The following is a 13214-nucleotide window of genomic DNA, read 5'->3' as shown; positions in this document are numbered from 1 at the left end:
GGGAATTTATTTATTTTGATTAGCTTTCCCTGTTTTTCTTCAATTTCAGACCAAATTAACTGTTCAATAGGCTGATATTTTTTTTGACCTCCTGTATCATCAACCAGCCGGTTTTTTTTGAGCGGAACATAATAAATTTTCCCTAAATTATCAATCAAAGCCATTAGCTTTTGGGCTGCGTACCAACTATCCATAAGCACTTTCGCTACAGGAATCTTTTTTTTAAAGACGACATCATTCAGCATATCTGCTACATGATCTAGCTTGGTGTGACCATCCCCATCTGGATCGTAAATTCGATAATCAATCACTGAATAGGATCCGGTTTCAGGATTTACATAAATACAGCTTATTAAACCAATTCCTCGAATCACTCGATGTTCATTGCCGCTATATTGACGGCGGACAAGTTCAATTTTCGAGGAAAATCTTTTGTCGAGTACCGTATCATCAAAAACTAAACAAGCTTCGGGATGGCTCTGAAGTTCTGAATGCACTTTTTCCCAAATCACTTCGGGTGTTAAGTTTTCTGAATTCAAGTAACGATTAATTGTATCATGGCTAAACTCTTGAATATGTGCAGCAAAGTTAGTTAGAGTATAGTTGATTTGGCTACTCAGGAGATATTGGCAATAGTCTAGATAATTAATGCTCATATTTTTAGGCATGAATTCTGATGCCATTTTAACATTCATTATTATCCGTTTCGAGATTTCTTTTGGGCCAGCGATCGCTAACTCCTTAGTACGCTACATATAGCGTCACTGCGTAAGTCCTGTTTTCATTACTCACCTCTTTCTTGTCTAATATATTTGTCGCTAATATAAATCTTCCTGCTTTGATTTTTTCCGCTTCTATCACTAATTCTCTAGGTTCTATCTCCCCTGTAACTTGATAAACTATTGTCTTTTACTTTTTCAGCAAGCCCTATATAGTCTCCTAAATGTAACGAAATATTACAAAAATGCCGTCATAGAGGCATAACGTCTTGACATCTTGAAAAAGGTTCGTTATCTTGAAACACATACCCGGGTACACAAGTTCACAGTCCTATGCAAAATAAGCAAAAGGTAACTCTCTATATTCCGCCGGAACTGCATCGCAAATTAAAAATAAAAGCGGCAGTTGAATCAGAGCCGATGTCATCCCTGGCTGAACGGGCAATTGTTTTTTACCTGAACAATTCCGAGTTAGTCGATGAAGTGGAGGCATCTTATGGACAAAGCCATCGGGTTTACTCCTGTCCAGACTGTTCCAGTTCCATCATCCTCAAGGAAGGGGAATTGGCCTCCCTGCGAGAGCAACCCAGCATCCTGTCCGATGACGAACTTCCCGTGGGGGCCGTGAGAGAAGTAGAATCTAGCACAGCCCAATCAGGAGAGGAAAAACTGGTTCCCTGCTAAATCCCTGGCTGCATCTTAGGTTAGGACTAGCAGATTCTGTAAACGTTACACCGTCTCTATTGGATCGAGGACTATGCAAGAAGAACTCAGTATCTTAATTGAAGCCCGATATCCTCTGATCTACCTCGTTACTTCCGAGGAAGAGCGGTCTGAGCAGGCTATAGCCAAAATCGCACAAGCCAAGCGCCAGAGAGAGGTTTATGTTTGGACAGTAACTCGCGGTTTAGTCAAATACGATCAGACCAGAACGGCGGTTCAATCTAATACAGTCTCTCCCCAAGCGGCGATTGAGTGGGCGATTCGGCACAAAGAGCCTAACGTAAGCGGAAGTATCTATATATTTAAGGATTTGCATCCCTTCAAGGATTCCCCTGAAGTGACCCGGTGTTTGCGGGATGCGATCGCCAGTTTCAAAGGCACAAATAAGACCATCATCTTAATGTCGCCGATCCAATCTATTCCTATCGAGCTAGAGAAAGAAGTTGTGGTTCTGGACTTCGCTCTACCCGATATGACGGAACTGAATCTAGTATTAACCTCCCAACTGGAGCAAGCCCGGTCTCGACGTTTAACCACCGAAGGACGAGAAAAACTGCTCAAAGCAGCTTTAGGCTTAACCCAGGATGAGGCGGAAAAAGTCTACCGGAAAGCCCAAGTCACGGCCGGACGCCTGACAGAAGAAGAAGTGGGTGTTGTTCTGACCGAAAAGAAACAACTGATTCGACGCAATGGCATTTTAGAATACATTGATGTCGATGAAACCATCGATTCCGTAGGCGGTTTAGAAGAACTGAAACGCTGGTTACATCAACGTTCCAACGCCTTCACCGAAAGAGCCCGGGAATACGGTCTACCTCAACCCAAGGGGATGTTAATTTTAGGGATACCCGGATGCGGAAAGTCCCTGATTGCTAAAACCACCTCTCGGTTATGGGGATTACCCCTACTCCGGTTAGATATGGGTCGGGTCTATGACGGTTCCATGGTGGGCCGTTCCGAAGCCAACCTGAGAAACGCCTTAAAGACGGCTGAATCAATCTCCCCCGTGATTTTATTTATCGATGAATTAGATAAATCCTTTGCGGGTAGTGGCGGATCAGCAGATTCTGATGGGGGAACCTCAAGCCGGATCTTTGGATCATTCCTGACCTGGATGCAGGAAAAAAGCTCTCCTGTATTTGTGATGGCAACGGCCAACCGCGTCGAACGCCTTCCCGGGGAATTCCTGAGAAAAGGCAGATTTGATGAGATCTTCTTTGTGGATCTACCCACCCAAGAAGAACGCCAAGATATTTTTAAAATTCATCTGTCCAAACGTCGTCGGGAAATCGAACGCTTCGACATAGAACAACTGTCTAAGGTTTCCGAAGGCTTTTCTGGAGCAGAAATTGAGCAGGCCGTAATCGCTTCGATGTACGAAGCCTTTGCTCAAGACCGCGAGTTTACGCAGCTTGATATCATTGCCGCGATCAAGTCCACCCTGCCCTTGTCCAAGACCATGAACGAACAGGTCACCGCACTACGAGATTGGGCAAGACAGCGTGCACGTCCGGCTGCGTCCTCCGTCGCTGAATATCAGCGCATGGAGTTCTAAAGGCTTACTCCTAGTCCAAATAGGAGTTAAGGCTAGTCCCCAAAACCGACTAGCAGTTCCCCCAAAAACAAAAAAAGCCGTCCCCTTATAAAGACGGCATCGATTCTAACCAAACCGTTGTTGTTTCGTTTTCAGTTCACGGAGGATACCGAAATGTCTCACTTTAGCACACTGCGTACTAAAATCGCCGATTCCGAAATCCTGAAAGCTTCTCTAAGTGATCTTGGTATTAGCACTAAAACTAATGCTGATGTCCGCGGCTACAATGGCCAACGGGTTCGTGCCGACTTAGTGGCAGTCCTTGAAGGCGAATATGACCTCGGTTGGTCTCGCAACAGCGATGGTACTTTCGATTTAATTGCTGATCTGTGGGGTGTGGCTAAAAAACACAACCAAACCGAACTGATCAACTCTATTAACCAAAAATACGCCGTTAACAAGACCTTAGCTGATGTCAAACAGCGCGGTCTGCAAAACGCCAACGTGAAACTGGTTGTCCAAAAATAGTTGGTCTAAGCGTTCCCAAGCTTGCGGGTTAACCTAAATTTATAGGGGTTAACCCGTTTTTCTATTTGCAACTAGATCAATTTATAAGATATCTTGGTAATATTCATCAAAGTGGATCGGTAATCTACTACTTAAAAAACGTAGCAAATTCTCATGCAAACTGAAGCTTTTAGCGAGCTTTTTCCACTATTCAAAGGGGCCAATCCCGAAACATTAGAATGGCTGCTATCCGTTGCGGTCAAACATGAATATCCGGCTGATAGGGCGGTGGTCATGGAGGATGCTTGGGGAAATGCAGTCTATTTTGTCGTTTCTGGATGGGTGAAAGTCCGACGCTTATCGGGAGATGAAGTTGTCACATTAGCCATTTTGGGGCGAGGAGATTTCTTTGGGGAAATGGCGATTTTAGATGAATCTCCCCGGGCTAATGATGTGATCGCCCTGTCTTCGGTGCGATTAATTAGTGTTTCGGCCCAACGCTTTATCCAGACGCTGTTTAAAGATCCCCAACTTCACCATAGAATGTTGCAGTTGATGGTGCGTCGTTTGCGTCAAACCAACCAACGGTATCAAATTCGTCACCGACCTCCGGCGGTCAAACTTGCTAATACCTTGGTAGAATTAGCTGAAAATTACGGTCAGCCAACGGAAAAAGGGGCGGATATTTTTAATATTCCTTTCCAAGATTTAGCGGATGTTACGGATATTTCCTTGGAAGAAACAACTAAAATTATGGATAAAATTATGAGTAAAGGTTGGATGAATATTGATGAAGAACGACAAGTCATTCACTTACTCAATCTCAAACATTTAAACCATCTTTCTAGCCAATAAAGCTCAAAGGTTCAACGCTAAAATTCAGCGTTGTTAATTTTCCCTTCTGTTTAACGGTACATTCAGTTTACGGGGGGGAAATTTATTGTTTATTAACAATTTTTTTTAGCAATAGCACTACGCATTACAGTTAGGACACTTCTAAATCTGTGCAAACTCATTCCCTATTCCCTATTCCCTATTCCCTGTTCCCTGTTCCCTGTTCCCTAGCGTTATATAAAAATCATGACTGAAGCCACTCAAACCCTTGCTGATCATCAGGCTACAATTACTCCTAGCTTACAGTATTGGGTAGCCATCCCCAAACCCGAATCCCATTTATTTGAAGTCACCTTACGCATTCAAAAAGATATTATTTCATCCTCCGTATTAGATTTAAAAATGCCCGTTTGGACTCCGGGCTCGTATTTGGTGCGGGAATATTCCCGACATTTACAGGATTTGGGTGTTCGTGACCAGAATGGAAACCCTTTAAACTGGCAGAAAATCAGTAAAAATCATTGGCAAATTCAAACTAATTCCGCCACAGAAATTACCGTTTATTATCGAATTTTTGCGAATGAATTAAGTGTAAGAACCAATCATTTAGATAGTTCTCACGGTTATTTTAATGGGGCGGCTTTGTTTTTATATGTCCCAGGATCGGAACAACAAGCAATTCAAGTTACCATAGAACCCCCCAAAAATTGGAAGGTTAGCACCACTTTATCGCCTATTTCCCATCAACCTAATACGTTTTATGCTGATGATTTTGATACCTTAGTTGATAGTCCCTTTGAAATCGGAACCCATCGTTTATATGAATTTGAAGTTGAGGGAAAATCCCATCAATTAGTGATTTGGGGCGAAGGAAATCTTAATCCTGAAAGCTTAATTACGGATTTCCAAAAAGTCATCGCCGTAGAATCAGAATTATTTGGAGGACTCCCCTACAAACGCTATTTGTTTTTATTACATCTTTCTAATCATGGCTTTGGTGGTTTAGAACATAAAGAGTCTTGTTCTTTAATTTATTCTCGATTTGGGTTCCGTAGTCCCGATAAATATAATCGGTTTATGCAGTTAGTCGCCCATGAATTTTTCCATTTATGGAATGTTAAACGCATTCGTCCGAAAGCCTTGGAAGTGTTTGATTATGAACAGGAAAACTATACTCCCTCCCTGTGGTTTTCCGAAGGAACAACTAGCTATTATGATATGGTTATTCCCTATCGGGCGGGCATTTTTGATGTTAAGGGCTTTTTTCATGCTATTTCTAAAGATATTACTCGTCTACAAACCACTTATGGGCGGTTGGTTCAACCTTTAAGTGAATCGAGTTGGGATACTTGGATTAAACTTTATCGCCGAGAATCCCATAGTGATAATAACCAAATTTCCTATTATTTAAAAGGAGAATTAGTTTCATTTTTACTGGATTTATTAATCCGAGAAAAACAGGGAAATCGGCGATCGCTCGATGATGTGATGCGTCAAATGTGGGGAACCTTTGGTCAACCCGAAATTGGCTTTACTCCCGAACAATTGGAACAGATTATAGAGTCCGTTGCTGAAACCTCTTTACAAGACTTTTTCCAACACTATTTGTATGGAATTACTGAACTTCCCTATAATGAATATTTAGAACCGTTTGGTTTACAATTAATTGCAGAAACCACCGATGAAACTCCCTATTTAGGCTGCAAAGTTGTATCGGAAAAAGGCAAAGAAATTATCAAATTTGTAGAAGCCAATAGTCCCGCAGAAACCGCCGGATTAGATATTAATGATGAACTTTTAGCCCTCAATGGATTTAAAGTCACCTCCGACCAATTCCATGAACGCTTAAAAGATTACCAACCTGGGGATAGAATAGAATTAACATTTTTTCATCAAGATTTATTGCGAACTTGTCAAGTAACCTTAACCGCTCCCTGTCCTAATCATTACAAAATTGTTTCTGTAGCCCAACCCACCCCCCAACAAAAACGAAACTTTGAAGGTTGGTTAGGCTGTCCCTATAACAATTTATAGCCGTCCCACAAACCCAATGAAATCTTTTCTTCCCCATTCCCCTGTTACTGAGCGAAGTCGAAGTATTACCCATTCGTAATTCGTAATTCGTAATTACCCATTACCCATTACCTGTTCCCTGTTCCCTGTTCCCTGTTCCCTACTCTATGAGATAATCAGGGAGCAATATTCACAGGTTTGGTTCATGGAAGTCCCGCCGCCTCCTTCAATTACACCCCGTCAAATGAATCTTTTACGGGTTGTAGCATCGATGGCTTGGTCAGATGGAGAATTAGCCACTGAAGAAGTTAATGTGATGCTAGATCAGTTAAGCCGTGTGTTTGCAAAACAGGAACAACAACACCAGGAACTTCAACAGGAATTAAGGGATTATTTAATGCAAAATATCCCCTTAGACGAGTTAATTCCTAAACTAGAAACCCAAGCCGAACGGGAACTGGTACTCATTTTAGGATATGAAGTGATTAACTCCAGTTCTCGTACCCCGGATGAACCGAAAATTAACCCAGAAGAAGCCGCCGCGTATCAACAATTATTAGACTTACTGAATCTGCCTCCAGAGGTGGTTCAACGCTTAGAAGTTGAGATGGATAATCCCTCTACTTCTAAAGCTCAATTGATTGAAACCATTACTCGTAAATTAGGAGAATTTATTTACAAATAACAGAAGATTAAATAGATGGGGGATAACTTCTAAATCCCCTTTATATTTTTCAGGGGTGAAACCGCATTATTAAGTTCAAAATATGAATAAACAAGCTCACAGGGGCCGGATTGCAGCTATCATTCAAATCCTTAACGAACAAATGGCGGATTTAGGGGTAACTAATCGGGCTATTTTTATCAATGATGTTTTGCAATTGCTTTGTGAAGCCAGGAATGCTGAATCCTTAGAAAAATCAATGATTGTTAGTAAAATTCGTGGGATTTTAGAATCAATTTCACCGCGTAATATTCGTCGAGTCAGGATTTATGGTCGCATCCTTCAAGAAAAGCAATTACTCTGGTTAGAAGATATTACTCAAGATCCTGAAAATCAACTATTATGGTCTGAAGAAATTATTCTTAAAAAACCTAATATTTTTAATAGAATTCGCGTTTCAAATCAAAGGGATTTACCTATTGAATCCTTATCTAACCAGCCAAAGTTCGGTCAATTACAACAAAATTTAATTTGGGCGATCGCTGTTACTGTGGTATTAATATTAATGGGATTTCTTCTGTACAATACGTTACAATTTCAATTATTAGAATCCCTACAATCTAAGCCACAAACCGATATAGAATCATCTCCTAAACCACCAGAAACTTTATCTTCAGCCCAACAATTTAGTCGAGGCGTGAAAATAGCAGAAGAAGCCTCCGCCGAGGGAAAATTTGCCGATACCCGTCAAGAATGGTTAGAAATAGCCCAGAAATGGCAGCAAGCCGCCGATTATATGGAAGGAGTTTCTCCCGATTTTGAACGCTATGCTACCGCCCAAAATCGGGCTGCATTATACCGTCGAAATCAAGAACAAGCCCAAGGAGAAGCTGATGCGATGAATAATTAATATTTTTTGGTAATTATAGGCAATCTTGCCACACTCAACAGGAAATAAAAGAATTCCCTATTACCCATTACCCATCCGTAATTCGTAATTCGTAATTCGTAATTACCCATTCCCTCCATAGGTTTGTTCTAACATTTTTGAGGTAATCCGTTGTTCTCCATGATAGTGCAAACGTCGATTTAAACAGCCAATAGTTTTGACATAGGAAGACATAGTATTAATATCATGGGTAATCATTAAAATCGTCATATATTCATTTAATTTTAACAATAACTCATAGATATTCGCGCACATTTTGGGGTCAATGCTGGCCGTGGGTTCATCTAAGAGTAAAATTTGGGGTTCACTGGCTAAAGCTCTAGCAATAAAAACTCGTTGTCGTTGTCCTCCTGAAAGTTCACCAATCGCACGATTTTTTAAGTCTAACATTTCCACTTTTTCTAAAGATTGAATCACGATTTCTTCATCTTTTTGGGTATAGGGTTTAAATAAATGACGATTTCCTAACCGTCCCATTCGTACCACTTCATGCACCCGTACTGGAAAATTGCGATCAAATTCTAAAATTTGAGGAACATAACCCAAATAACGTCGCCCTTGAGTAACAGGATAACCCATAATTTTTACATCCCCTTTTAGGGGTTTTAGCAGTCCTAAAAGCACTTTAATTAAGGTAGTTTTCCCACCCCCATTCGGGCCAATTAATCCGATAAAATCTAATTCATTAACCGTTAAGTTAATCCCTTCTAAAATGGGTTCCTCGGCCTCATAACCCGCCCAAACTTCTTTTAAACGGATGACTTCGGATTTTTGATGAGTTTTTGGAGGTAATTCTTGAGGATGTTTCACGGAAGTTAATCTAAATTTTGGCAGTAAAATCATGGTAAAACTTTATATTAATTTATGGGTTTAAAGTTTGTGATAACAGGTCAGATACTTGTAGCAAATTATTAGACCAATTGGCTTCTAAATCACTAACAAAAATAACTTTGCCACCGATTTCTTTAGCTATGGTTTCCGCAGAACTCGGATTAAATTCTGGTTGAGCAAAAATTACCTTAATATTCTCTTGTTTAGCTTGGGAAATTAAGTTAGCTAACTCGGTGGCACTAGGTTCCTGTCCTCCCACTTCAATTGATTCCTGTTCTAAGTTATAATCCTTGGCAAAATAGCCCCAAGCGGGATGAAAAATGATGAATTTACGGTTTTTGAGCGGGGCTAATTTCTGGCTAATTTGTTGATCCAGTTGGTCAATTTCTGTGATAAACTGATTTAAGTTAGATTGATATTCTACTTGGCGTTCTGGGTCGATTTTAACTAAACCATCATAAATATTTTGAGCTTGAACTTTAACTAATTTAGGAGACAACCAAATATGAGGATCTAAAGTTTCTTCTGCTTGATAATTTTCCGCTTCTTCGTGATGATGTTCCACCATTGGAATTCTCTCAATACCTTGAGTTGAATCTATAACTAACATTTTTTGATTAGCCGATTTAATTCTATCTATCCAAGCCGTTTCAAAAGCAATTCCTGTAGTAATATAAGCCTTGGCATCATTTAAAGATTGTAACTGTTGGGGTTTAGGTTCATAATTATGTAAATCAACGCCAGGAGGAACCATAACATTTACTCTAACATTTTTGCCTCCAATTTTTTCAACAAAATATTTTTGGGGCATAATGCTAACCGTAATATCAACAGCGTTATCAGCAGTTTCCGTTGCCGTTTGTGGAGCTTCGGCGGAATTATTTTCAACGGAATTTTTAGGTGTAGAAACGGTGTTACACCCACTAATTACACTCATACCCCATAACAGCATTACCATTTGGGCGTAAACCGACACTCTTATTTTCATCTCCTCACCGACAACTTAATCATGGGTTTCTCCAGCACAGGTCGCATAAAAATAGCCCGGGCTTGATAATAATGATAATCGTTTTCATTTTTTTGTCAAGGGGGTTTGACCCGAGACTGTCAGCGGCGGGTTTGGGGAGGTTGTCGTCACCCTAGATATTGTTTAAAAACCCATCCTCAAGGGTGAATACTCAACCCCGGCAAAATCTCAAGTACAAAATTCTTAGTCACGGTTTATGCTAAACAAAGTATTTTTTATTCTCTGATAATGACTCAACGTTCTAATTCTCTAATTTCTGTGCGAGACTTTTTTCAGCACTATTCTCAAACTATCGCGGTCATAGTTTGCGCTATCTTGGTATTTATTGGTTGGGTGTGCTTACAAATCGGTTGGGTGGGTTTAGCATTTTTAGCCTTACCCGTTGCTTATGTTATCGGTGGTTATGGAAGTACCAAAGACGGGTTAACTACTCTTGTAGAAGAAAAACAATTTGATGTTGATTTATTAATGATTGTAGCAGCGCTAGGAACTGCTATTTTAGGGATTTGGAAACAAGATTATTTTCTAATTATAGACGGTGGAATCTTAATTTTAATTTTTGCTTTGAGTAGTGCCTTAGAAGGGATTGCCATGGAAAATACAGAACGGAATATTAAGAAATTAATGCAATTAACCCCTGATATTGCCCTGGTAATTAACGATCAACAAGAGGAAAAAATTCCGATTCATCAATTAAAGATCGGAGATATTATTTTAGTCAAACCTGGGGAACGAATTCCGACGGATGGAATAATTGTATCTGGAAATAGTTCGATTAATCAAGCTGCAATTACTGGGGAGTCAATTCCAGTGGATAAAACCCTTGGCGATGAAGTATTTGCTGGCACATTAAATGGCTATGGGGTACTGCAATTAAAAGTTCATCAACCGCCGGAAAGTAGTTTAATTCAACGGGTGATTCAGTTAGTAAAACAGGCTCAAACCGATGCTCCTCCCTCTCAACAATTCATGGAAAAATTTGAACGGGGTTATGCTAAAGTTATTATTCTGACAGGTTTAGGATTAGCAATTATACCGCCTTTATTCCTGAGTTGGAATTGGGAAACCGCTATTTATCGAGCTTTGGTTTTTTTAGTGGTTGCCTCTCCCTGTGCTTTATTAGCCTCAATTATGCCCACCTTATTATCAGGAATAGCAAATGGGGCCAGACATGGAATTTTATTTAAAAATGGGGCGCAATTAGAAAAAATTGGACGAATTAATGCGATCGCATTTGATAAAACTGGAACTTTAACAACCGGGAAGTTAAATATTGTTGATATTATTCCGGTGGTGGGTATATTGGAAACCGAATTATTGCAATTAGCTTTAGCCATAGAGTCAGTTTCTGAACATCCCATCGGACAAGCAATTTCTCAATTTGCCCTGGAAAAAAATATTCCCAAAATTGCCGCGATGAATGTGGCGACTCAAATTGGTGAAGGGATTATTGGAGAAGTGAATCAAAATCAGATTTTTGTGGGCAAACTGGAGTGGATTCATCAACATAATATTTATGTGAGTCCTGAGTTAGTAGAAATTAGTGATCACTTAGAAACCGATGGTAAAACCGTCGTTTGGGTTGCCCAAAATCATCAAACTTTGGGATTAATTGCCGTGGAAGATACGGTACGTTTAGAGGCAAAAACCCTGATTAAAAACTTGAAAAAATTTGGGATTGAACAGGTGGTAATGTTAACTGGAGATCATCAACGAACCGCCGATAGTGTAGCCAAACAGTTAAATATTGATCTGGTTTATGCTAATCTACTACCCGAGGATAAATTAACTATTATTCGACAATTAAAGAATCGTTATCATGGGGTAGCAATGGTGGGAGATGGAATTAATGATGCTCCAGCTTTAGCATTAGCTGATGTGGGAATAGCCATGGGTGGGGCGGGAAATGATGTAGCCTTAGAAACGGCGGATATTGTGTTAATGACCGATCAATTAGGGAAAATATTAAAAGCGATTAAATTAGGGCGTCGGGCTAATCGAGTGATTCAACAAAATATTGCTTTTGCCCTTTCGTTTATTGTATTGTTATTAATCTCTAATTTTTTCGGATTGATTAATATGCCTACGGGAATTATTGGACATGAAGGATCAACATTATTAGTCACATTAAGTGGTTTACGGCTATTAAAAAGTTAGATTAACTCCGACTAGGAATAATGACCAAAAGATGGGTTTTTCCAATCATAATTATTAGGAAATATAAAATTAATAAAAGAAACGGAAATACTCATTTCTAATGCTTTGACATAATGCCACCATCCCACGGGAAGAAAAATCACTTCCCCCGGATGCAAGATTACATCAATGGAGCGAACATTACGATATAATGGATAACGATTATAGTCAGGATTTCCCGGGTCAATAGGACTAAATACCCCAATATTATTATAGAGAAATGGAGTCTGTTCTGGGGAAATCATTTTAATCAGTTTTCGTCCTGAAACTTGAGCTAAAAAGATATTAACCGGGTCGTGATGTAAAGGGGTAACTGTTCCCGATGAACCAAACCAAAAAAACGTTCTTCCGGTTTTATTCGCAGGGTCTAAATATTCAGGAAACACTTCCATATCATCAAAAAGACCCTGCATTTCTTCTCGATTTAGGGTATGATTATTGGCAACCATATAATAATCATTAGTTTCTCCCGCCCGCACTACCCAATCAATATAATCCTCAAATAACATCGTTTTTCGATGCTGTTCTAAATTAATTTCATAATTCGGGTCGGAGTTGCGATTTCCCTGGACTTGAATACCCACATTTCCATAGTTTGCTTTTAAATATTCTGGTGTCCATCGCTCCATTGCTCCCCAATTTTTCATAATATCCGTTAGAATCACGGGTTTATTTTGGGAATAATATTGATCTAAAAATTCATCTTTGGATAAAAATGGAACCCTAGGAATAGAATTATAATCAGAGCCTAAAGCGGCTAATTGGTTTTTAATTTGTAAAATAGATTCTAGTTTTTCTAGCTTTTGCAAAACCTCTTGGGCGGCTTGAAAATAGGGTTGGTTGGCGAGGTTTGTTACTTCCTCAACTGCTAACTTAACATCAATCCCGTTTTTAACCATACATTCAATTAAAACATCATCGGATTGATTCAGAAACTTATTAGCTGCTACCCATTTTTTCCAACCATCAGGAAGTTGAGAAACTTGGGTAAGTTCAGGGGGGTGAGCAGGTTGTAAAGACTCACTCAGGGGGGATTGGGGAAGCCATTGTAAACTCACTTGTTGTCCGTCACTTAAGGTGATTTGTAGAGGCGGAAGGGTGATTTTTAAGGGTTGAATATCGGTCATATTAATTTAAGGTAAGGGGTAATGGGTAATGGGTAATGGGTAATGGGTAATGGGTAATGGGTAATGGGTAATACTTCGACTTCGCTCAGT

The 13214-nt window shown here is 39.8% G+C and carries 12 protein-coding genes; 8 read left to right on the top strand and 4 right to left on the bottom strand.

The window, feature by feature from the left end:
• A partial coding sequence (locus PL9631_RS17070; RefSeq protein ID WP_197046405.1) for an IS701 family transposase occupies positions 1-656 on the bottom strand: 656 nt, incomplete at its 3' end.
• A 396-nt stretch (positions 657-1052) separates the two neighbouring features.
• On the opposite strand from PL9631_RS17070, the gene PL9631_RS17065 reads away from it, so the two are divergent.
• From PL9631_RS17065 to PL9631_RS17035, 7 genes are all read left to right on the top strand, one after another.
• The gene (locus PL9631_RS17065; protein WP_083622171.1) at positions 1053-1403 is read left to right on the top strand and encodes a hypothetical protein; all 351 of its coding nucleotides are present in this window, start codon (positions 1053-1055) and stop codon (positions 1401-1403) included.
• Positions 1404-1476: 73 nt separating this feature from the next.
• Positions 1477-2997 (top strand): stress-responsive protein Ycf46, encoded by a 1521-nt coding sequence (gene ycf46, locus PL9631_RS17060; protein ID WP_083622170.1) that lies wholly within the window; start codon positions 1477-1479, stop codon positions 2995-2997.
• A 153-nt stretch (positions 2998-3150) separates the two neighbouring features.
• A complete protein-coding gene (locus PL9631_RS17055) occupies positions 3151-3504 on the top strand; it encodes a DUF1257 domain-containing protein (protein ID WP_079677159.1) in 354 nt (117 codons plus the stop codon).
• Between the two features lie 153 nt (positions 3505-3657).
• Positions 3658-4338, top strand: coding sequence for a Crp/Fnr family transcriptional regulator (locus PL9631_RS17050; protein WP_079677160.1), 681 nt, complete (start codon positions 3658-3660; stop codon positions 4336-4338).
• A 225-nt stretch (positions 4339-4563) separates the two neighbouring features.
• Positions 4564-6351 carry a M61 family metallopeptidase gene (locus PL9631_RS17045; protein ID WP_083622169.1) on the top strand — a complete coding sequence of 596 codons (1788 nt, stop codon included), beginning with the start codon at positions 4564-4566 and terminating at the stop codon, positions 6349-6351.
• Positions 6352-6535: 184 nt separating this feature from the next.
• Positions 6536-7015 carry a tellurite resistance TerB family protein gene (locus PL9631_RS17040; RefSeq protein WP_083622167.1) on the top strand — a complete coding sequence of 160 codons (480 nt, stop codon included), beginning with the start codon at positions 6536-6538 and terminating at the stop codon, positions 7013-7015.
• An 82-nt stretch (positions 7016-7097) separates the two neighbouring features.
• Complete coding sequence (locus PL9631_RS17035; RefSeq protein ID WP_083622165.1) at positions 7098-7904, top strand: hypothetical protein; 807 nt, start codon at positions 7098-7100, stop codon at positions 7902-7904.
• Between the two features lie 102 nt (positions 7905-8006).
• Here PL9631_RS17035 and PL9631_RS17030 read toward each other — a convergent pair whose 3' ends face one another.
• Positions 8007-8786, bottom strand: a complete 780-nt coding sequence (locus PL9631_RS17030) for a metal ABC transporter ATP-binding protein (RefSeq protein WP_083622163.1) — start codon at positions 8784-8786, stop codon at positions 8007-8009.
• A gap of 19 nt (positions 8787-8805) precedes the next feature.
• Entirely contained in the window at positions 8806-9762 is a 957-nt protein-coding gene (locus tag PL9631_RS17025; protein WP_083622161.1) for a metal ABC transporter solute-binding protein, Zn/Mn family, read from the bottom strand.
• A 267-nt stretch (positions 9763-10029) separates the two neighbouring features.
• On the opposite strand from PL9631_RS17025, the gene PL9631_RS17020 reads away from it, so the two are divergent.
• Positions 10030-11958 carry a heavy metal translocating P-type ATPase gene (locus PL9631_RS17020; protein ID WP_083622160.1) on the top strand — a complete coding sequence of 643 codons (1929 nt, stop codon included), beginning with the start codon at positions 10030-10032 and terminating at the stop codon, positions 11956-11958.
• An 11-nt stretch (positions 11959-11969) separates the two neighbouring features.
• On the opposite strand, the gene PL9631_RS17015 is transcribed toward PL9631_RS17020, so the two are convergent.
• The gene (locus PL9631_RS17015) at positions 11970-13124 is read right to left on the bottom strand and encodes a cupin-like domain-containing protein (protein WP_083622158.1); all 1155 of its coding nucleotides are present in this window, start codon (positions 13122-13124) and stop codon (positions 11970-11972) included.
• Positions 13125-13214 lie beyond the last annotated feature (90 nt).

Origin of the sequence: Planktothrix paucivesiculata PCC 9631, assembly GCF_900009265.2 — a bacterium.
Classification (GTDB): Bacteria; Cyanobacteriota; Cyanobacteriia; order Cyanobacteriales; family Microcoleaceae; genus Planktothrix; species Planktothrix paucivesiculata.
Note: the sequence above shows the minus strand (reverse complement) of the source record. Positions and strands in the feature narration are given on the sequence as shown.

What these genes read in the sequence shown, in the direction of transcription:
- PL9631_RS17035 (WP_083622165.1), top strand. Translation starts at nt 7,098, where the DNA reads ATGAATAAACAAGCTCACAGGGGCCGGATTGCAGCTATCATTCAAATC.
- ycf46 (WP_083622170.1), top strand. Translation starts at nt 1,477, where the DNA reads ATGCAAGAAGAACTCAGTATCTTAATTGAAGCCCGATATCCTCTGATC.
- PL9631_RS17045 (WP_083622169.1), top strand. Translation starts at nt 4,564, where the DNA reads ATGACTGAAGCCACTCAAACCCTTGCTGATCATCAGGCTACAATTACT.
- PL9631_RS17050 (WP_079677160.1), top strand. Translation starts at nt 3,658, where the DNA reads ATGCAAACTGAAGCTTTTAGCGAGCTTTTTCCACTATTCAAAGGGGCC.
- PL9631_RS17055 (WP_079677159.1), top strand. Translation starts at nt 3,151, where the DNA reads ATGTCTCACTTTAGCACACTGCGTACTAAAATCGCCGATTCCGAAATC.
- PL9631_RS17040 (WP_083622167.1), top strand. Translation starts at nt 6,536, where the DNA reads ATGGAAGTCCCGCCGCCTCCTTCAATTACACCCCGTCAAATGAATCTT.
- PL9631_RS17030 (WP_083622163.1), bottom strand. Translation starts at nt 8,786, where the DNA reads ATGATTTTACTGCCAAAATTTAGATTAACTTCCGTGAAACATCCTCAA.
- PL9631_RS17025 (WP_083622161.1), bottom strand. Translation starts at nt 9,762, where the DNA reads ATGAAAATAAGAGTGTCGGTTTACGCCCAAATGGTAATGCTGTTATGG.
- PL9631_RS17015 (WP_083622158.1), bottom strand. Translation starts at nt 13,124, where the DNA reads ATGACCGATATTCAACCCTTAAAAATCACCCTTCCGCCTCTACAAATC.
- PL9631_RS17065 (WP_083622171.1), top strand. Translation starts at nt 1,053, where the DNA reads ATGCAAAATAAGCAAAAGGTAACTCTCTATATTCCGCCGGAACTGCAT.
- PL9631_RS17020 (WP_083622160.1), top strand. Translation starts at nt 10,030, where the DNA reads ATGACTCAACGTTCTAATTCTCTAATTTCTGTGCGAGACTTTTTTCAG.